Here is an 18312-nt window from a genome sequence, read left to right on the forward strand (position 1 = left end):
ATGAACTACACTCTTCATCAATTACAGGTTTTCCTTAAAGTTTCTCAAAATGAGAGTGTTACTAAGGCGGCGGAAGAGTTGCATCTGACTCAGCCAGCGGTATCCATCCAGCTGAAAAATTTTCAGGATCAGTTCGAGATTCCACTTACGGAAGTAGTGGGACGTAAGCTGTATGTGACTGATTTTGGCAAAGAAATTGCTGTGGCCGCTGAGAATATCCTGAATGAAGTCTATGCGATCAATTACAAAACCCTTGCGTATCAGGGCCAACTGAGCGGACGTCTGAAGATCTCGGTAGTTTCGACGGGTAAGTACATAATGCCTTATTTTTTGGCTGGATTTTTGAAGAAACATGAGGGGATCGAACTCGCCCTCGACGTAACCAATAAGGCTCAGGTTATCGGGAGTCTGGAACGAAATGAAGTTGACTTTTCGCTGGTTTCGGTACTTCCTGCTAATTTGCAGATAGAACAGGAAGAACTCATGCAGAATAAACTCTACGTCGTGGGGAACTCCGATGAAAAATTCCCCAGAAAGTCCTATGGAATAGATTTATTCGAGACGCTGCCGCTGATATACCGTGAACCCGGGTCGGGCACCCGGTATGTGATGGAGCGGTTTATCGAAGAGAATAAGTTGCCAGTTCGTAAAAAAATGGAATTGACTTCCAATGAAGCCGTAAAACAGGCCGTTATGGCCGGACTAGGCTATTCGATTATGCCTCTGATTGGTATCAGGAGCGATCTTAAAAACGGGAATCTGCAAATTATTCCGGTGAAAGGCTTTCCGATAACGTCTACCTGGCGGCTTATCTGGATGAAACATAAGAACTTTTCGCCGGTGGCTCGTTCGTTCTTGACATACTTGAAAAAAGAGAAGTCAACCATAATCGCCGAAAAATTTTCTCATTAAATACTTTATGCACAGAATACTCATCACAGGGGCCACAGGTAATGTGGGCTCCGATGCGATCAAATCACTCCATGATCTCAGGCTGAATTACAAGCTGGTGGCCGGGGTACGAAATGTAGAGGAGAGCCGGGCAAAATTTGCGGATTATGATCTGGATTTTGTGAAATTTGATTTTACTGATCCTGCTACCATCGAAGCGGCATTGAAGCAATGCGATGTATTATTTCTTCTGCGCCCGCCCGGGTTGACCGATGTCGGAAAGTACTTCAAGCCCCTTATTGATCAGGCGGTGGCATCAGAAGTCAGGCATATTGTTTTTTTGTCAGTGCAGGGCGCGCCGCTGAACCGGTTCATTCCCCATCACAAAATCGAGAAGCTGATTACGGAAAGCGGAATTCCATTCACCTTCCTGCGGCCTGCGTACTTTATGCAAAACTTCACAACGACTTTGCGCGAAGATCTGGTCGAAAGAAAGCAGATTTTCCTGCCCGCTGATAATGCCAGATTCACACTCATCGACGTTCGCGACATTGGTGCCGTTGCCGCACAGGTGCTGGTTCGGCCCGACAAATATGCCAATAAAGCCTTTGACCTTACGAGTGAAGAACCGCTGATGTTCCGTCAGATGGCGGAGAAGCTGAGTCGGGGACTGGGTCGCACGATTAATTATGAATCGCCGACATTGTGGGAGTTTTTTCGGGAAAAAAGGCGTGAAGGCTATTCAATGGGCCTCATCGTGGTCATGGCTGTACTGCACTATCTACCCCGCTTTCAAAAAACACCCCCGCTTTCTCCCTGGGTGGAGAAAATCACGGGATCCGCTCCCATTTCATTTGAACAATTTGTGTGCGATAATTCGGAAGTACTGTCAAGCCTGTAATAAGAGGAATTATGTGGTGCCGGGGTATTTCCTGACATTATCCATCGCGTCGGCTGTCTGAGCATCCCGTTCGGGGATTATACTCATCGTGCCGGTTGTTTCGAGAACGATCGAATGAATATTCTGCAGGTCCGACGTTCCGCTCTCCCGGACAGCCATATTGATTTCTTCTTCGGTTATCCGTTCTCTTTTCATTACTTCACGAAGCATTTTGCCCTGATACAACAACAGGACGGGCTCGCTGGTAACAAGCTTCTTCACTGCCTTGACACGAACCGAGAGCCAGGTCAGGCAATATTGCAGCGAGATAAAGAGAACGAAAGCAAGAACTCCGTCCAGCAACGGGATGTCCTTACTCAGGGCCACCGTGGCCAACGAAGACCCCAATGCAACGGTTACTATAAAGTCGAAGGCATTCATTTTGGACAACGTTCGCTTGCCTGACATTCTGAGCAGAATGACTATTGCAGCGTAGGCAAGCGTGGTATTGATGGCGATGCGAATGATGCTGGTCCAATTGTCGAAGAATATTTTTTCCATGAGGGGGCAGAAGGTTTTAGGTTTTCGTCGGGAAACCATCTAAAACAACTGGGCCACCTTGGGAATCTAAAATGATCTTTCCGGGCTTTGTATCTCTGGTTCGACCCATGTAGGAAAAATGCAGCCTGAGAATTATTTTCCTACCGGAAAACCGCTCACTTCGATCCAATCCAGTCTGGAACTTGCCGGCGACCTGCCGCCTCTCATCAGATCTGTCCAGCCGATTTCCTCCACTTTGGTCAGGTCTGCGTTCACGACGGGCTTGGTTTCGATAACAGACTCGATATTCAGCCCCATCCATTTCATGTCCGAAATGTTGAATTCCCGCACGCGCCAATCCCCGGATTCCGGATCAAGGGGCTGGCTGACCAGCCAGGTTCCGTCGGCCAGTTTGAGAATAACATGGAGTTGCCGATAGCCGGACTGCTTGGATCGCCAGCTGATTTTTCCCTGACGCGAGAGGTCAACGTACTTTGTTCTGTGTTTAATGGCCACGGCCCAATTACCCTGGCAGACTCCCGACCAAATGTAATAGGGGTCATCTGCTGGCTTGTCGTGATGACTTTTCCGGATTGAGTCCTTCCCGGGGCCATACAGCGTCATGACCAGGTCATTATTGGTAAGATGCTCCTGTGTCACGGGTGTCTCGGCGGGTGTTTCTTTAAAATCTTCCCGAAAAAAAAGGCCCGGCCGTTGCTGGGCCATGGCTATATCCGCAACAAAGCACAAGATGAAAAGCTGGCGTCTCATGGGATCGGCATTTTCTCGATGACTTTTCAAGCTGTACGCTTTATAGCTCTAATAGCCTCTTGCCAGATCAACCTCGCTTTCCAGTGCCTCCCCTGTCTCCAGGTTGGCCAGATTCCTCAGGAAAATATCCACTTTTCCCAGATGTTCGTCGGCCTGCCCACCGCCCGTATGCTGGGTCAGGATAACGTTAGGGAGGGTCCAGAGCGGACTGTCTTCGGGCAGCGGCTCAACCTCGGTTACGTCCAGGACAGCACCGCTGAGGTGATCGCTGCGCAGGGCATCCAGCAGGGCGTCTTCGTCGGTTGTGTTGCCTCGCCCTACGTTGGCGTACACGCTGCCGGACTTCATAGTGGCAAGCATTTCGCGATCTACATACTTATCTGCCGTTCCGGGCAGGGTATTCACTACGATGTCGACCATTGGTAGCACGGCCAGTAGTTCTTCTTTCGAGCGGATTTCGGCTCCGGGTGCGGTTCGGGCTACTGTCCTCACGCGGCAGCGGAAACCTTCCAGGATTTCCCGCGTGGCAGTGCCAATGGTGCCACCACCAAGCACTACTACTTCGCGGCCATCCATCAGGCCGAGGTAGGGGCGCATAGTGTGCCCCACCCACTGTTTGTTTTGTTTTAAAAGCGTGAGCGCGTCGATGCCCCGGTATAGGGCCATCAGTCCGGCCACGATGGTTTCGGCGCAGGGGCGGGCAAACCAGTCGCCCATGTTGGCGGCACGACCCTTTATTTTCAGGCCTTTGTATTTGTCAAAACCGGCAGAATCCAGTTGCCAGAATTCGAGATCGACTGGTTTTTCGGCCAACCACCCGGCCGGAGGATTGCCCAGAATCAGTTGTCCCCGGTCGAATTTTTGGCGAACCGCCGCATCGGTGTCATTTTCTTCGTGAAACTCGACCGAATGGCCGTCGGGAATGCCGGCGAGCAGTCGCTGCCGGAGGGCTTCGTCGAGGATTGTATGGATATAAATCTGCATGGTTGTTGGTTTGTGAAGCATGAAGTGCTACCGGGTTTCTTTTACAAGTATAGGAAGATTTTCAGGAAACCGGGCCAAATTATTTTCCTTGCGCTTGCTGATAAAACGCTATATTGAGAGCGTAAATCGTTGACCTGAATGCGGAATCAAAAGTCTTATCCAGGATGCTTTCCATATTTCCCCCATTATTGAAAGCCAATCGAGCCAGTTTATGGATAGTACTTGGCATTGGTTTTCTTTGGCCTGGCACTTCTTTCTCTCAGGGCTACAACTCGGTCATCATTACCGAAATCATGGCTGACCCTACGCCCGTGGTTGGTCTGCCTGATGCTGAGTATATTGAGATTTTCAACCGCAGCCTTCAGCCCGTGTCCACCAAAGGCTGGCGGCTGGGTACGGCACTGCTTCCCGACTCGGTGCTGGCTCCGGGCAGCCACGCCATTCTTTGTTCCCGCAACTCGGCTCCACTACTGTCCCGTTTTGGCCGGGTTTGGGGGCTTTCGACCTTCTCGCTGGCCAACGCGGGAGCCACCCTGACGTTGCGTAATGCGAAAGGAACCCTCGTTTTTTCGATTGCATATAAAGATACCTGGTGGCCCTCCAACCGTAGAAACGGTGGTTATGCCCTGGAAATGGTTGACGTTGCCAATCCTTGCGGTGAAAACGATAACTGGCGGCCGTCCACTGATCCGTTGGGCGGTACGCCGAATAAGCCTAACTCAGTGACGGCATCCAACCCTGACCGCAACTCTCCCGTGGCCGAACGCGTCGAAATTTCGGGTGAAAGTCAGGTGACTGTCTATTTTAACGAGCGACTGGATAGCCTGGCGAGCAGCCAAACCGGAATTTATGAATTAAAAGGCCGCAGCATTCGCCGGTCCGTCATCGAAGCGCCCGGCTTTCGCACATCGCTACTAACGCCTGATGCCCCGCTCTTGGCCGGACAACGCTATGAGTTGTCGGTAGGCAACGTGACCGACTGCGCCGGGAATCGTTTGAAAGAAACTACTTTCGTTTTCGGGTTGCCGGTTACGGCCGATTCGGGTGACGTGATTTTGAACGAGATCATGTTCGATCCGAGAACGGGCGGGGTGGAATTTGCCGAAATCCACAACCGTAGTCCAAACTTTATCAGTCTCAAAGACTGGTCTTTGGGTAATGTAAGGGCAGGAGTGCCGGGATCTTTCAAAACGATCGCCACCAGGGACCTGCTGCTTGCTCCCAATGAGTTTATGGCTTTCAGCGTCAATTCAACAGTACTGGCCGGACAGTATCCGACCGAGCGTTCGCGAACGTTACTGACGCTGCCCTCCATGCCTTCATTCGTCAACGAAATCGGTGGTGTGGCTCTGCGCGATGCCACCGGAAAACTGGTTGATGTTTTTGAGTACAAAGAAAAAGATCAATCGCCGCTGGTTACCAACGCCAAGGGTGTATCGCTGGAAAGAATTTATCCTGAGCGCCCCGGCAATGATCCCAGGAACTGGCAGTCGGCGGCAGCTGTCGTGGGCTACGCGACGCCTGGCTATGCCAATTCACAAGGCGCAGGTAGAGCAAGCAACGATGATTTTGTGATCGAACCGGAGGCCATCACACCCAATGGCGATGGTATCGATGACTTTGCCTCCATCCGGTACAGCCTAAACGGGCCGGGCCGCGTGGCCAGCGTCAGGATTTTCGATTTGCAGGGAAGACTGGTGCGAAATTTGGTCAGGAATCAGACGATTGGCACCGACGGCTCTCTCCGCTGGGAAGGCCAGAACGACCGGGGCGAGATCGTGCGCACGGGCTACTACCTCATAATGATCGATTCGTTTGACAGTGCGGGAAACACGCAGCAGTTCAAGAAAAAAGTGGTGGTAGTTCAGCCGTAGATATTGCAGAAGCTAGTGAAATACTAACAGTCACGACGAAGTTCCGACCCTACTCTCGGGACGGAGGATAGAAATCGCGTACCAAATACTTTATAGTTACTATGAATTTGCCCGAAGCGGAGACCTTCATTCTTGATAAGTTATGTTCCGAACTTTCGGATACGCTCTACTACCATAGTACCGACCATACGCTCGATGTGGCCGAAGCCGTGGGTCGGATTGCCGATGCGGAGGGAATCACCGACGAAGAAACGCTGGTGCTGCTGCGCACGGCTGCCCTGTTTCACGATGCGGGTTTCCTGACTGCCTACAAAGGACACGAAGCCGAAAGCAGTCGAATCGCACACGAATATTTGCCCCGCTTTGGCTACGAACCCCGGCAGATCGGGTTGATCAGTGGCATGATCTTGGCCACCAAAATTCCCCAAAAACCTAAAAATAAACTGGAACAGATTCTGGCTGATGCCGATCTGGACTACCTCGGACGGACTGACTACGAACCTATCGCGTATTCTCTTTTTCGGGAAATGAAAGTACGGAACATGGTTGAGAATGAGGAAGCCTGGAACCAGATTCAGATAAAATTTATGGAGAGCCATACCTATTGGACTACCTACTCCCAAACCATCCGGCAGCCCGCCAAATACTACCACCTGCGGCGGTTACGGCAAAAGGGCGGAGATGAAAATAAATCTAATCTATAAAAGCTTTTCCAGGGCCAGAGCCGTTGAACTTACGAAATTAATCATGCTTCCCCTGTTGCTTTCAGCTATGAAATCTTTGATACTTTTTTTAGGGTACTTGCCAAAAGTACCCACGATGGCCAAACGGACGCGGTAGTTGGAGAATTTTTGCAAGATTTCGCCCGCCAGGCCATTTTTCAAATCGAAGAAGTCGGGGGTGATATTTTGCTCGTGGATGATAATACGATCAAAATCCTGGTAGTACAGATTTGCCAGCAAATCCAATCCGTCGGACGGGCTTTGGATAAATACTTTGTCAGAAAGTACCTCGGCAATTCTCGTCCTACCTACTGTGTGCGTTATTATCTCCATTCTTTTATTTCCGGGCATTAGGGTAGATCACAGCCATCTTTCTCGATGGTGTACGACAAAGCCGCGATTCGCCAGCCTGGGGTAGTTTTAATGAGGGTGAATACATCTACTCCGCAGTGCGAAAAGACATCGTTGACCCAGAGGTTGTAGGGCGCCCACACCTGAGCCATGTTGCCGTGTACCTGTACCTCCACGCCCACATCTTTCATTCGCTCTTTTATCGCTGTCCCGGCTCGGAACGTATCGGTGAAAGGGGAGCGACTGGCCGTAACTACCTGGCCATCTTTCTCGCGTACGGTATAAATCATGGCATTGGATAAAAACACCGCCCGGAAAGCGGTGGTGTCTCCCTGTTCCAGAGCATCGAAAAACGCTTGGGCTACCTGTAATACTTCCTGCTTTTCGCTTTGGGCGTATGTGTGTTCCTGAACGGTGAGGAAAGTGAAAAACGTAGATAAGACAAGTAAGGGTAGCTTCATGGTAAATGTGATAGATATTTTTTTTCTACATCCTGGTTAAAGATGGGGTAATAAGTACTGCTGCCCTCAATAAAATAAATGAGAGGGCCAGTGTCCAGACAGACGACTTTTGATAACACGTTCTGAATTGCCGTTGCCTATCATTGTCAATACATTTATCAATGGCCTTGGGGCTTTTCCAAATGTCACTTCCCAAGCCAGAGAGTAAAGTCAAACGCTGAGAAGCATATTTTGTTGATTGAGTGTACTTGAGAAGAGAGGCTGTTAGCGGTTCCGGCTTTCATTAGTCTTTGTCATTGTTAGTCAATCTGTCTTTTTCGTTTGTAATGAAGTTGTGTCAGCCCTGTTTCATATGATTTTGCACTTACAAATTCAAGTTGTTGTTCAGGTCTTTTGTCTTTAAAAAGTCGTGTCCCGTTACCCACCAAAATAGGTATAACGGAAATTATAAATTCATCTATTAAGTCGTGTTGTAGGAGTTCATTGATTATCTCTGCTCCACCGTCACAATAAATACTTTTTCCTTTTTCAGATTTTAGCCGTTGCACTAATTCTGTCAAGTCACCTGAATAAAATGTAGTTCTACCGACACTTGGTCTTTCAGTTCTTGTTATTACATACACATCTCGTTGTCCGTTGTCGTAGTGAGAAGAACCAATTTCTTTCAACACATAATCATAAGTTTTTCTACCAATAATTAAGGTATCGATATTTACCATGAATTCTGAATAGCCGTAATCTTCCCCTTCTTTTTCAACTGTTTTCAGAAAACTCAGGTCGTCATTTGGTTTTGCAATGTAGCCGTCTAAACTTGTCGCTATAAAAAGTGATAATTTTCGCATTATCGTTTGTTTCTTTCTCGTCTATATTATTTTGTATTGTTTGTGCATGAAAGTCCACTGCCCAAATCCATTTTAAGCTTGGGTTAATTCCAACTACCGCTTCGCCCGGTCAATCGCCTTCAACAGTGAAGTATCATCAGCCGTATCCAACCCGATTTCCCAGATCATCACCCCGGCGCAGCCCTTTTGTTTCGCCAGCCGCACTTTGGCTTCGATGGTATTGATGCCGTTATAGAATGCGCCTTTCCAGTAGTCGTCGTAGGCGCTGGCGCCATCGGCGACGAGTTGTTTGTAGGTCGGGCCGAATTTGCCGAAGCCTAGTTTGGAGTAAAACGGTAGACCCAGCACAGCTTTGGAAGCGGGTAGTTTACGTTCGTCCAGCCAGTAGTTCAGGCTTTCTTGCGCGTAGGCGTAAGGCGAGTGCGCCTTCACGATGTCGCCGCCGAAGTCCCCATCGTAGGCCATCAGATTGATCCAATCCATCGCCATGAACGCTTCTTTTTTTACGCCGTAGCCTTTCTTTCCCCGTGCCACCACAGCGGCGGTGAGTAGTTTGTTCTGAGCGTGGAGTTGGGCGGCCAGATCTTTGACTAACATTACATAGTCGTCGGCGGACTGGCTGTCTTCGTCGGGATATTCCCAATCAAGATCGACGCCGTCGAGATCGTACTTTTTCACCAAATCCATGGTACTTTTAATGAATGTCTTACGGCCTTCGGCGCGTTCGGCCATGCGGTGGAAACGGCCGTCTTCGCCGCCGCCATCGCCGATGCCCCAGCCACCGATGGAAATAAATACCTGCACCTTGCCACCGTGGGCATGTTTGACGAGGCGTTTCAGGATGCTGTCGTCTCTCAATGGCACCAGTGTATCGCCGCTTGGGGCGGGAATCGAGAAGGAGTAGTTGATGTGAGTCAGGTAGTTGAGCGGCAGACTTTCCGGTTCGGCGGACCCCGGCGTGTAGTAGCCGATCACCTTAAAGTCGTTAGCCGTTTTGCCGGAGGTAGTTTGTGCCCGCAGGCCAAGACCCGTGAACAGGAGACAAGCGAAAAAATAGAATTTCATAAAAAATAGAATTGTTTTTGTTAATAATGAGGTACTTAGAATTGATTAGGCATTCTCGTAATCTTTCAGCCAGGTTCCGCAACGGTAGCAGTACTTGGCATTGTACAGATGACCTTCCGCCGAACAATTGGGACAGCTGTTCTGGGTACTTAAAGCCGGCTCGCCGGCATTGGCTTTGGTCATTTCACTGGTGATAATTCCGGTCGGGATGGCAATGATAGCGTAGCCCAGGATCATGATCAGGCTGGCGATAAACTGCCCGGTGACACTCTGGGGGGCGATGTCGCCATAGCCTACGGTGGTTAACGTTACGATAGCCCAATATACGCTTTTGGGAATACTCGTAAAACCACTCTCATGATCTTCCACCAGATACATGACCGCACCCAGCACGATGCAAATCAGCAGAATGGCGAACAGAAAGACCAGGATTCGGGTACGACTGGCGCGGAGCGCGTTGGTGATCTTTTGCGACTCACCCACATAATGATGCAGTTTCAGAATGCGGAAAATCCTCAGCAGCCGAAGCGCCCGGAAAGCCACAAGTACCTGCGTGCCGACGAGAAACAGGGAAATGTATTTGGGAATAGTAGACAGGAAGTCGATCAGTCCATAAAAGCTGAAAATATAGCTGAGAGGCCGCCTCACGGTTATAATGCGGGCGATGTACTCGATCGTGAAGAGGGCGGTAACGACCCATTCGGCAATATTGAAAAATTCAAAGTACTGGTCGTTCAATTGCTCGACGCTTTCCAGCATGACGAGCAACACGCTGAAAAGGATGAGCCAGAGCAGAATCACATCAAAGAGTTTTCCGGCTTTGGTGTCAGCTTCGTAAATTATTTCGTGGAGGTCATACCGCCAATCTTTTTTGATGGGGCGCTCGTCGTTCATAGGATCAGGTACTTTGGCCTAAATTCAAAGATAGCCCTAATTCAGCTAAACAGGGACTGGTATACATTGGCATCGAAACCGACCGCTATAATCCCTGAATCCTCTTTTTCCAATACCGGCCGTTTAATGGCCGAAGTATTGTGGAGCAAAAACTCAGCCGCCGATTCAGTGTCGGTTATTTTGGCTTTTTCTTCTTCCGACAGCCGCCGCCAGGTAGTTCCGGCCCGGTTGAGGAGTTTCTCCCAGGGGTACTGAGCCAGCCATTCGTTTAGTTTTTGGCGGGTAATTCCGCTTTTCTTGTAGTCATGAAATTCGTAGGACACGTCGTTGGCATCCAGCCATTTTCGGGTTTTTCTGATTGTGTCGCAGTTTGGGATGCCGTACAGTTTTAAATTATCCAATTTTAGTGATAAAGGTTATAATGGTAGAATTTCAGTATTGAGCCCTTCCGTATTTCTGCCCGCTTCGTTGGCAAAATGTTCTTTCCGTAAAGATGATAAAAAACCATTCTACGCCTTCCGGGTTGTGAAGCTATGAAAATAACGCTCCGCACAAAAGTCAGTGCTTCCCTTTCTGCCGTTTGGCAGGGTTTCGATGAATCGCTTTTCGAGAAGCTTAGTCCTCCTTTTCCGCCTGTCAAACTAGCGCGCTTCGATGGCAGCAACGAAGGTGATGTAGTTTCGCTGGAACTGAATTTTATTTTTTTCAGGCAAAAGTGGGTGAGCCACATTGTCGAGCAGCGCGAAACAGAACAGGAAATCTATTTCATCGATAAAGGAGTAAAACTACCCTTTTTCCTGTCCTTCTGGCGACACAAACATCGGTTGATTCGTGACCCGTCGGGCGGCACCATTATCGCCGATGAGATCGAGTACCGAACTCCATTCCTTCTCCTTGATTATCTCATGTACCCGGTCATGTGGGCGCAGTTTGCCTATCGCGGGCCGATTTATAAGAAGATATTTTCCTGAAAGTGTGAATATGGGTGCGGCCCACTTTTTCTGTTAGAAAAGTACTTTCCTTTGCTTTGGTAGGTAATCTATCCAACAACCAAAGCAACATGAACCTTCACTTACAGGATAAAGTAATCATCGTCACGGGCGGAGCCAAAGGAATTGGCGAAGGAATCTGTGAGGTTTTGGCCGCTGAAAGAGCCATTCCCGTTATCATCGGGCGAAACGAAGCCGACAACGAGGCTACGGTACAGCAGCTGAAATCAGGCGGTGCGAAGGCCTATTCGGTCAAAGCCGAGCTATCGGATCCCAAAGCATGTGCGAACGCCGTGGCGGACGTGGCAGCGCAGTTTGGCCGCATCGAGGGGCTGGTCAACAACGCAGGGGTGAATGATGGAGTCAACCTGGAGAATGGTAGTTATGATGCCTTCGTAGCCTCTTTGCACAAAAACCTCGTGCACTACTACCTGATGGCCCATTACGCGTTGCCCTATTTGAAGAAATCGGGCGGTGCGATTGTGAACATAGGTTCAAAAACCGCCGAAACAGGGCAGGGGGGTACTTCGGCTTACGCCGCCGCCAACGGAGGGCGCAACGCCCTCACCCGCGAATGGGCTGTGGAATTGCTACCGTACAGCATCCGCGTCAATGCCGTGATCGTGGCCGAGTGCTTCACCCCCATGTACGCCGACTGGATAAAAACGCTGCCTGATCCTGAGGGAAAGCTGGACGAAATCACAGCCAGAATTCCGCTGGAAAACCGCATGACGACTGCCGAAGAAATCGCGAACATGGTAGCTTTTCTGCTTTCACCACGTTCCAGTCACACCACCGGGCAGTTGATTCATGTCGACGGTGGGTACGTGCACCTGGACCGGGCGATCTAAGCAATGTCGAAATGAGTGAATTAGGGAATGTCGGAATATTAGCCTCGGAACTCAGAGATGTGAACTCAATTTTTATTCCGACATTCCGACGTTCCGACATTCACAAATTCCACATTGATCCTTAGCTCCACTCCCGGTCCCACGAATCTTTGGTGTTCCATTCGTCGGTGGGGGCGAAAAGCTGCGTACCGGGTTTCAGGTGCTGCTTCACTACTTCTTCCACCACCTCGATGCCCAAACCGGGCGCATCGGGAACGGGAGCAAATCCATTAACTACCAGTGGCTGGGTCGATTTGACCATGCTCTCCCACCATGGGATATCCACCGAGTGGTGTTCCAAAGCGATAAAGTTTTCGGTAGCCGCGGCACAGTGAACGTTGGCCATAAAGGCCACGGGCGTCCCGGCAAAGTGCATCGCCATCGGCACGCCATGTTCTTCGGCGTAGTCACCGATTTTCTTGGTTTCCAGCAGACCGCCCGAACTTGCCAGGTCAGGGTGGATCATGTCCACGGCGTGGGCATCGATGAGCTTGATGAACTCTTCTTTGAGGAAAATATCCTCACCGGTGAGCGTGGGTGTATTTATGGCGTCGGTAATCTGCCGCCACTTGTCTGTGTAGTTCCAGGGAATCAGGTCCTCCATCCAGGCGAGCTGGTATTTCTCAATCGCGTTGCCAAGGCGGATGGCCGTGTTGACATCGAAGTGTCCGAAATGGTCGGCGGCCAGGGGAATCTCATAACCCACCGCGTCGCGGACATTCGACACAAATTCCACCATAGCTTCCAGACCCTTATCGGTGATTTGTACGGACGTAAAAGGGTGTTTGGTCATACCGTAGTCGCCCAGTTTGCCCCGATTACTACCATCGCTCCACTGTTTTTTTACAAGCCAGTCTTTTGCCCCGATGAGTGCGCCGGGCATGTCGGCTACCAGCTGAATGCCGAAATCCATTTTCAGGAACGTATAGCCTTTATCCATCCGCTCCTTCTTCATTTTTATAGCAAAGTCAGCGGGCGTCTTTACCTCCGGGGTGTCGGCGTAGATCCGGACATCGTCGCGGAACTTACCGCCCAGCAACTGGTAGGCCGGTACGTTATAGGCTTTTCCTGCCAAATCCCAAAGGGCCATTTCTACGCCGCAGACGCCGCCTGCGCCCCGGCTGTGGGTGCCGAATTGCTTGATTTTCTTAAAAAGCTTCTCGACGTTACAGGGATTCTCGCCCAGCAGACGACTTTTGAGCATCAGTGCGTACTTCGGACTGGCCCCGTCGCGTACCTCGCCCCAACCAACCAAGCCCTGATTGGTGTCGATGCGAATGATCGGACAAGTCATAGGTGCTCCCACCACGGTAGCGATGCGCATATCGGTGATTTTCAGGTCCGAGGGTTTGGAGTCACGCTTTACTTTTTGGGAGATAAACTCCATTTCCTGATCCACCTTGCCATCGAAGGCCATGCCGAGCGTTAATCCACCCAATGCGGCTTTGCGAAAAAAATCACGACGGCCATCACCACGGCCACCGGTGCGCAGCGACGCATTAATTCCTGCCAGTTCGGAGCCTGCCTCTTTCCTGGCTGGCAGATTATTGAGCAGATTTTGTAAATGCTTTTTCATTTTTCAAAATTTTAAACGAGTGTAGGAATAGAACAGGAGACTTGAAAAGAGTGGAACGGATTCAGTAAGTAAAAAGAGCGATGTTTTGCTTTTTACTACCTGCAACCTAAATCCATAAAGAACATGAAACGATTATTCCTACTCTTTTCCCTAATTGGCATTTTTTCGCTGTCGCAAAGTGCATCGGCTCAGTCGGTTCAGGCAACCAAAGAAGATATTGCCGCTTACTCGCCCGACTGGAAGGGCGAGCGCTCGGCCGATGGCCGCCCGCGCGTATCGGACGACCTCGTGCGCCGCGCCCGCAACATTTCGCTGGAAGAAGCCTGGGGTGTATTGCGAAACGAAGGCTACCACAACCAGTTTGTGGGTGACTGGAAGATCATGCGTCCCGAGCAACCAATGGCCGGCCGCGCTCTGACAGTGACGTATATGCCCTCACGCCCTGACATGGAAAATGCTATTAAGGAACAGGGGAAAAAAGAGAAGCGCAGCGGGGCAACCAACTCATGGCCCATCGATATGCTCACCGAAGGCGACATATATATTGCCGATGGATTTGGCAAGATTCAGGATGGTACTTTGATCGGCGACAACCTGGGCAATTCGATTTACGCCAAATCCAAAAACGGCGTTATTTTCGACGGCTCGGTGCGCGACCTGGAAGGGCTGAAAGCCATCGAAGGCTTCAATGCCTGGGTACGTGGCTATGATCCGTCCTACATTCAGGGTATGGTAGTAGGCTGCATCAACTGCCCCACCCGGATTGGTCGGGCAACGGTACTACCCGGCGATTTGATTTTGGCCAAGGAAGAAGGCATCGTCTTTATTCCCGCCCACCTCGCCGAAAAAGTGGTGATCAATTCGGAGTTTGTTGCCCTGAAAGATAAATTTGGCCATATGCGCCTCCGGGAGGGGAAGTACACGCCCGGAGAAATAGACACCCGATGGAACGACACGATCAAGGCTGACTTTTTGAAATGGGTCAAAGACAACCCCAAAGAAGCGCCCATGACCAGTCAGCAGTTGGATGAGTTTTTGAAGGGAAGGACGTGGTAGGATAGTGTTAAATCAGTAGATACGCGGCATGCCGCGTATCGTGGGCGAAAGCAGCCTCTGTACACTGTGTTCCCACAACCTTTTGATCACTAACGTATATTTATCCAGATTTCCAGCTTTTTCCAACCAACCATGAAACGAAGAGAAGTGCTCCGTCTGCTGGGCCTGCTGCCCGCTGGGCTGGCCGCCTGCAATAGCAAATTCCCAAGTGCGCCCACGGTGGTCATGGGCAAAGTGGTGGATGAAAACGGAATGCCCGTAATGGGAATAGAGCTGACCCTTGGCGGAATTAAAAAGAAAGGCGTCTCACCAATACCGACCTTCGATGTACGAACGGAAACCGACCGCAACGGCGAGTACAGGCTGTCTCATGTCGTGCCGAGTGGCACTGACTTTATTGAGTTCGTACCTGCAACCGGCACCAAATACATCCCGTACATCGAACGTGACGGTCAATATGAGATTTTAGGATCTTTTGTTATTCGATCGAGCGACTACGGCACGAATAAGACTGTAAACCTTCAAGTCAGGAAGCTCTAATCATTTGATTATGAAGATGATAACCTCACTCAGGCTATTGGTGCTAACCAGTGTAATCCGCGGTTTTGTTTTGAGGGACAAAGTGACAAAGACACAAAAGACTGGAATAAAAAAATCAATTGTGAAGCTTTTCAAGACCCGGAGTCATCTCTAATTCATATGGAATTACCCGAATTCGAACTTATTTTTGAGAAAATAGCCCCCCTCCGCGTAGGCGTGATTGGTGACTTTGCTGTGGATTTTTATTTTGACTTGATAAAAAACACGGGTGAGATTTCCCTGGAAACCGGGCAGGAGGTATGGTGGGGCAGCCGGCCACGTACTTCGTTGGGGGCCGCAGGGAACGTGGTACAAAATTTGGCTGCATTGGGCGTGGGATTTATTAAAGTTTTTGGGGCGGTGGGGCGCGATGTGTACGGCCGGGAAATGCTTGATTTGTTGCAAAAACTGGATGTGGATACTGCCGGAATCAGTATGCCGGGCGAGGGGTGGGATACCTGTGTGTATACCAAACCTCTGCAAAAAAATGTGGAGCTGAACCGGCTCGATTTCGGAACCCACAATTGCCTGAGCGATGAAAATTTCGAAGAGATCCTGATGAGTCTGGAATCTCAGATGGCTGACCTCGACGTGCTGATTATCAACCAGCAGTTTCCCGCCCCGCTGTTGACCGGGGGCCGCGTCGTGCTACTTAATAAATTGATTGTAAAGTACCCTTCCGTTTTTGTTCTGGCCGATATGCGAACCTTTGGCCTGGCGCTGCGGGGAGTCACTTTAAAAGTAAATACAGAGGAACTAGCTCGTCTTCTCCAATTGGAAGGTTACGAGAACTGGAATGCGGAAGAATGCAGCCGTTACGGCAGGCAACTAGCCCAAATCATCGACGGTCCCGTACTTATCACGCATGGCGAACACGGCATGTATCACGTTTCGGAAAAAGTGACTCAGCATAGCGAAGCGCTTCGGCTGGAAGGCGAACTTGATACGGTCGGTGCGGGCGATACGGCCGTCGCGGCTTTTGCCGCCAGTGCGGGAGCCAAAGTTTCGATTGAAGATGCACTAAAACTGGCCAACTTTGCTGCCGCGGTCACCGTCCAGAAAAAAAATCAAACCGGAACCGCCACTCCAGAAGAAGTTGTAAGAATAGGACAAAGTACCTTGTTTGTAAATAGCGAATTATTCACTCAATCTCTCATTCAAAATTGAATACGAAAGTACTCGCTGAATACCGTCAGGAAGTATTTCATCACCTTACCAAAGAACTACTCCCTTTCTGGGAAAGCCGCTGCGTAGACCATGAAAATGGTGGCTACCTCACTCACTTTGACAAAGATGGTAAAGACTCTGGCGAAGATGAAAAATCGCTGATTGCCCAGTCCCGGACCGTCTATACTTTTTCCTCGGCCCATCGCGCTGGTTATGGCGATGGCCGCTTCGCCGACATCGCCCGGCACGGAGTCGATTTCTTATTGGACAAAATGTGGGATGAAGAAAATGGCGGCTTCTTTTGGCTGATGAACAGAAAGGGAGAAGTGAAAATCGACGAAAAAATAGTTTATGGCCACAGTTTTGCCATCTATTCACTAGCCGAATACACCCTCGCCACGGGCGACCCACGCGGACTGGAATACGCCGAAAAAGTCTTCGATCTGCTCCAAAAGTACGGCGTGGATACCTACTATGGCGGGTACTTTGAAATGTTTCACCGCAACTGGACGCTCAAAGGCCCCGGCGCGGCGGGCGGAGATCGTAAGACGCTCGATGCGCATATGCATCTTATGGAGGCCTTCACGACGCTCTACGAGGCCAGCGGCAAGGAAATTCACCGGCGCAAGTTGTTGGAAATAATTGAGTTGCTGACCAACAAAATAATGCATCCCGAATACGGCACCGGCATCCCGCAATTTTGGGCGGACTGGAGCGTAGCGCCCCAAATCAAGTTTGATATTATTTGGGGCTGGGATCGTTTCAGCGAGGACGGGCAGAAAAGCGCCGCCGAGGACAATACCTCCTACGGGCATAATGTGGAGTTCGCGTGGTTGCTCATGCACGCCCTTGACATTCTTGATATTCCTTACGATAACTACCAAAAACAACTCCATCAATCGTTTGACCACGCCTTAGCGCACGGCATCGACTGGGAGTACGGCGGTGTGTACGTGGAGGGCTCCCACGCGGGTGAAGTGTATGACCGCGAAAAGGAGTTCTGGCAGCAGGCCGAAGTACTCATCGGCATGCTGGATGCCTACCGGATTTATGACGACGAAAAGTACCTACGGGCCTACGAATCCGTGCACCGCTTTGTCTTCGACAAAATGATTGCCCACGAAGTCGGCGAATGGAAGCCGCTGCTTACGCGGCAGGGCGAGTCCATCTGGACGCACATGAGCCACTCCTGGAAGGTCAACTATCACAGTGTGCGGGCGATGGTCCAGAGTATCGTCCGGCTGGATCGGTTGATGGAGGGTAATAAGTAATGGAAATGTCAGAATACAGATTGCTCAGGCAATGTGGAGGCAGTTCTGAAAGATTACAATAAGCCGCATGATCGCACTATCCCTTTTCCTTTCTGTCATTTTCTTCATACTCGGGCTACTCCATTTTTCCTGGGCGATGGGCGGGCAATGGGGTATCACAAGTACTTTGCCAACCAACCCAAGCGGCGAAAGAGTCCTGAATCCGCGCAAGGCCGATAGTGCTGTCGTTGGACTGGGACTAGTTTCTTTCGGACTCTTTTACCTGTTTAAAACAAATTGGATACCTAATCCATTTCCCGACTGGATTTTCGAGTACGGCGGCTGGCTTATTCCCGCCATTTTCATTTTGCGGGCTGTCGGTGACTTCAAGTACGTTGGTTTTTTTAAAAAACTAGGACAAACACCATTCGGAAAATCGGACACCAGGTACTTTTCGCCCTTATGCCTGGGCATCGGCCTGATCGCTCTTTTCCTGCAAATAGCAACGTGAATTTTGACAGGATAAAAAA

The 18312-nt window shown here is 50.1% G+C and carries 21 protein-coding genes; 11 read left to right on the top strand and 10 right to left on the bottom strand.

Features of this window, described 5'->3' with window-relative positions:
* Together IE117_RS14325 and IE117_RS14330 are read left to right on the top strand one after the other, a co-directional pair.
* Window positions 1–912 carry a LysR family transcriptional regulator gene (locus IE117_RS14325; protein WP_189565114.1) on the top strand — a complete coding sequence of 304 codons (912 nt, stop codon included), beginning with the start codon at window positions 1–3 and terminating at the stop codon, window positions 910–912.
* Window positions 913–919: 7 nt separating this feature from the next.
* On the top strand, window positions 920–1792 hold the full coding sequence (locus tag IE117_RS14330; protein WP_189565115.1) for an SDR family oxidoreductase: 873 nt from the start codon (window positions 920–922) through the stop codon (window positions 1790–1792).
* Window positions 1793–1801: 9 nt separating this feature from the next.
* Here the strand turns inward: IE117_RS14330 and IE117_RS14335 are convergent, their stop codons facing one another.
* The 3 genes from IE117_RS14335 to IE117_RS14345 form a co-directional block, all read right to left on the bottom strand.
* Window positions 1802–2332 carry a DUF421 domain-containing protein gene (locus tag IE117_RS14335; protein WP_189565116.1) on the bottom strand — a complete coding sequence of 177 codons (531 nt, stop codon included), beginning with the start codon at window positions 2330–2332 and terminating at the stop codon, window positions 1802–1804.
* Between the two features lie 132 nt (window positions 2333–2464).
* Window positions 2465–3082: a hypothetical protein gene (locus IE117_RS14340; RefSeq protein WP_189565117.1), complete on the bottom strand. Its 618-nt coding sequence runs from the start codon at window positions 3080–3082 to the stop codon at window positions 2465–2467.
* A gap of 48 nt (window positions 3083–3130) precedes the next feature.
* On the bottom strand, window positions 3131–4066 hold the full coding sequence (locus tag IE117_RS14345) for a D-2-hydroxyacid dehydrogenase (RefSeq protein WP_189565118.1): 936 nt from the start codon (window positions 4064–4066) through the stop codon (window positions 3131–3133).
* Window positions 4067–4254: 188 nt separating this feature from the next.
* Here IE117_RS14345 and IE117_RS14350 point away from each other — a divergent pair, with 188 nt between their 5' ends.
* Complete coding sequence (locus tag IE117_RS14350) at window positions 4255–5940, top strand: lamin tail domain-containing protein (protein WP_189565119.1); 1686 nt, start codon at window positions 4255–4257, stop codon at window positions 5938–5940.
* A gap of 101 nt (window positions 5941–6041) precedes the next feature.
* Window positions 6042–6644 carry an HD domain-containing protein gene (locus IE117_RS14355; RefSeq protein WP_189565120.1) on the top strand — a complete coding sequence of 201 codons (603 nt, stop codon included), beginning with the start codon at window positions 6042–6044 and terminating at the stop codon, window positions 6642–6644.
* On the opposite strand, the gene IE117_RS14360 is transcribed toward IE117_RS14355, so the two are convergent.
* The 6 genes from IE117_RS14360 to IE117_RS14385 all read right to left on the bottom strand — a co-directional run bounded on the left by IE117_RS14360 (window position 6639) and on the right by IE117_RS14385 (window position 10676).
* Window positions 6639–6995 (bottom strand): DUF4180 domain-containing protein, encoded by a 357-nt coding sequence (locus tag IE117_RS14360; protein WP_189565121.1) that lies wholly within the window; start codon window positions 6993–6995, stop codon window positions 6639–6641. The genes IE117_RS14355 and IE117_RS14360 overlap by 6 nt on opposite strands.
* Before the next feature lie 17 nt (window positions 6996–7012).
* Window positions 7013–7474, bottom strand: a complete 462-nt coding sequence (locus IE117_RS14365; RefSeq protein ID WP_189565122.1) for a nuclear transport factor 2 family protein — start codon at window positions 7472–7474, stop codon at window positions 7013–7015.
* 299 nt (window positions 7475–7773) lie between these two features.
* On the bottom strand, window positions 7774–8316 hold the full coding sequence (locus IE117_RS14370; protein ID WP_189565123.1) for a dihydrofolate reductase family protein: 543 nt from the start codon (window positions 8314–8316) through the stop codon (window positions 7774–7776).
* 93 nt (window positions 8317–8409) lie between these two features.
* Window positions 8410–9381 (bottom strand): glycosyl hydrolase family 18 protein, encoded by a 972-nt coding sequence (locus IE117_RS14375; protein ID WP_189565124.1) that lies wholly within the window; start codon window positions 9379–9381, stop codon window positions 8410–8412.
* Window positions 9382–9426: 45 nt separating this feature from the next.
* Window positions 9427–10275 carry an ion transporter gene (locus IE117_RS14380; RefSeq protein ID WP_189565125.1) on the bottom strand — a complete coding sequence of 283 codons (849 nt, stop codon included), beginning with the start codon at window positions 10273–10275 and terminating at the stop codon, window positions 9427–9429.
* A 41-nt stretch (window positions 10276–10316) separates the two neighbouring features.
* A complete protein-coding gene (locus tag IE117_RS14385; protein WP_189565126.1) occupies window positions 10317–10676 on the bottom strand; it encodes an ArsC family reductase in 360 nt (119 codons plus the stop codon).
* Between the two features lie 132 nt (window positions 10677–10808).
* On the opposite strand from IE117_RS14385, the gene IE117_RS14390 reads away from it, so the two are divergent.
* Together IE117_RS14390 and IE117_RS14395 are read left to right on the top strand one after the other, a co-directional pair.
* The gene (locus tag IE117_RS14390; protein ID WP_189565127.1) at window positions 10809–11246 is read left to right on the top strand and encodes an SRPBCC family protein; all 438 of its coding nucleotides are present in this window, start codon (window positions 10809–10811) and stop codon (window positions 11244–11246) included.
* An 89-nt stretch (window positions 11247–11335) separates the two neighbouring features.
* The gene (locus tag IE117_RS14395; protein ID WP_189565128.1) at window positions 11336–12115 is read left to right on the top strand and encodes an L-fucose dehydrogenase; all 780 of its coding nucleotides are present in this window, start codon (window positions 11336–11338) and stop codon (window positions 12113–12115) included.
* Window positions 12116–12236: 121 nt separating this feature from the next.
* Here IE117_RS14395 and IE117_RS14400 read toward each other — a convergent pair whose 3' ends face one another.
* Window positions 12237–13730, bottom strand: a complete 1494-nt coding sequence (locus tag IE117_RS14400; protein WP_189565129.1) for a mandelate racemase/muconate lactonizing enzyme family protein — start codon at window positions 13728–13730, stop codon at window positions 12237–12239.
* A gap of 123 nt (window positions 13731–13853) precedes the next feature.
* On the opposite strand from IE117_RS14400, the gene IE117_RS14405 reads away from it, so the two are divergent.
* From IE117_RS14405 to IE117_RS14425, 5 genes are all read left to right on the top strand, one after another.
* Window positions 13854–14786, top strand: coding sequence for an RraA family protein (locus tag IE117_RS14405; protein ID WP_189565130.1), 933 nt, complete (start codon window positions 13854–13856; stop codon window positions 14784–14786).
* Window positions 14787–14918: 132 nt separating this feature from the next.
* On the top strand, window positions 14919–15326 hold the full coding sequence (locus IE117_RS14410; protein WP_189565131.1) for a peptidase associated/transthyretin-like domain-containing protein: 408 nt from the start codon (window positions 14919–14921) through the stop codon (window positions 15324–15326).
* A gap of 159 nt (window positions 15327–15485) precedes the next feature.
* Window positions 15486–16532: a bifunctional heptose 7-phosphate kinase/heptose 1-phosphate adenyltransferase gene (locus IE117_RS14415; RefSeq protein ID WP_189565132.1), complete on the top strand. Its 1047-nt coding sequence runs from the start codon at window positions 15486–15488 to the stop codon at window positions 16530–16532.
* Window positions 16529–17803, top strand: a complete 1275-nt coding sequence (locus IE117_RS14420; protein WP_189565133.1) for a beta-1,2-mannosidase — start codon at window positions 16529–16531, stop codon at window positions 17801–17803. The genes IE117_RS14415 and IE117_RS14420 overlap by 4 nt, the downstream gene beginning before the upstream one ends.
* A gap of 67 nt (window positions 17804–17870) precedes the next feature.
* Window positions 17871–18293 (top strand): DUF3995 domain-containing protein, encoded by a 423-nt coding sequence (locus tag IE117_RS14425; protein ID WP_189565134.1) that lies wholly within the window; start codon window positions 17871–17873, stop codon window positions 18291–18293.
* Window positions 18294–18312: the final 19 nt, after the last annotated feature.

The organism is Persicitalea jodogahamensis (assembly GCF_014651615.1).
Taxonomy (GTDB): domain Bacteria; phylum Bacteroidota; class Bacteroidia; order Cytophagales; family Spirosomataceae; genus Persicitalea; species Persicitalea jodogahamensis.

Excerpts from the sequence above, each read along its gene's own strand:
- IE117_RS14325 (WP_189565114.1), top strand. The coding sequence starts at position 1 with ATGAACTACACTCTTCATCAATTACAGGTTTTCCTTAAAGTTTCTCAA.
- IE117_RS14330 (WP_189565115.1), top strand. The coding sequence starts at position 920 with ATGCACAGAATACTCATCACAGGGGCCACAGGTAATGTGGGCTCCGAT.
- IE117_RS14335 (WP_189565116.1), bottom strand. The coding sequence starts at position 2,332 with ATGGAAAAAATATTCTTCGACAATTGGACCAGCATCATTCGCATCGCC.
- IE117_RS14340 (WP_189565117.1), bottom strand. The coding sequence starts at position 3,082 with ATGAGACGCCAGCTTTTCATCTTGTGCTTTGTTGCGGATATAGCCATG.
- IE117_RS14345 (WP_189565118.1), bottom strand. The coding sequence starts at position 4,066 with ATGCAGATTTATATCCATACAATCCTCGACGAAGCCCTCCGGCAGCGA.
- IE117_RS14355 (WP_189565120.1), top strand. The coding sequence starts at position 6,042 with ATGAATTTGCCCGAAGCGGAGACCTTCATTCTTGATAAGTTATGTTCC.
- IE117_RS14360 (WP_189565121.1), bottom strand. The coding sequence starts at position 6,995 with ATGGAGATAATAACGCACACAGTAGGTAGGACGAGAATTGCCGAGGTA.
- IE117_RS14365 (WP_189565122.1), bottom strand. The coding sequence starts at position 7,474 with ATGAAGCTACCCTTACTTGTCTTATCTACGTTTTTCACTTTCCTCACC.
- IE117_RS14370 (WP_189565123.1), bottom strand. The coding sequence starts at position 8,316 with ATGCGAAAATTATCACTTTTTATAGCGACAAGTTTAGACGGCTACATT.
- IE117_RS14375 (WP_189565124.1), bottom strand. The coding sequence starts at position 9,381 with ATGAAATTCTATTTTTTCGCTTGTCTCCTGTTCACGGGTCTTGGCCTG.
- IE117_RS14380 (WP_189565125.1), bottom strand. The coding sequence starts at position 10,275 with ATGAACGACGAGCGCCCCATCAAAAAAGATTGGCGGTATGACCTCCAC.
- IE117_RS14390 (WP_189565127.1), top strand. The coding sequence starts at position 10,809 with ATGAAAATAACGCTCCGCACAAAAGTCAGTGCTTCCCTTTCTGCCGTT.
- IE117_RS14395 (WP_189565128.1), top strand. The coding sequence starts at position 11,336 with ATGAACCTTCACTTACAGGATAAAGTAATCATCGTCACGGGCGGAGCC.
- IE117_RS14400 (WP_189565129.1), bottom strand. The coding sequence starts at position 13,730 with ATGAAAAAGCATTTACAAAATCTGCTCAATAATCTGCCAGCCAGGAAA.
- IE117_RS14405 (WP_189565130.1), top strand. The coding sequence starts at position 13,854 with ATGAAACGATTATTCCTACTCTTTTCCCTAATTGGCATTTTTTCGCTG.
- IE117_RS14410 (WP_189565131.1), top strand. The coding sequence starts at position 14,919 with ATGAAACGAAGAGAAGTGCTCCGTCTGCTGGGCCTGCTGCCCGCTGGG.
- IE117_RS14415 (WP_189565132.1), top strand. The coding sequence starts at position 15,486 with ATGGAATTACCCGAATTCGAACTTATTTTTGAGAAAATAGCCCCCCTC.
- IE117_RS14425 (WP_189565134.1), top strand. The coding sequence starts at position 17,871 with ATGATCGCACTATCCCTTTTCCTTTCTGTCATTTTCTTCATACTCGGG.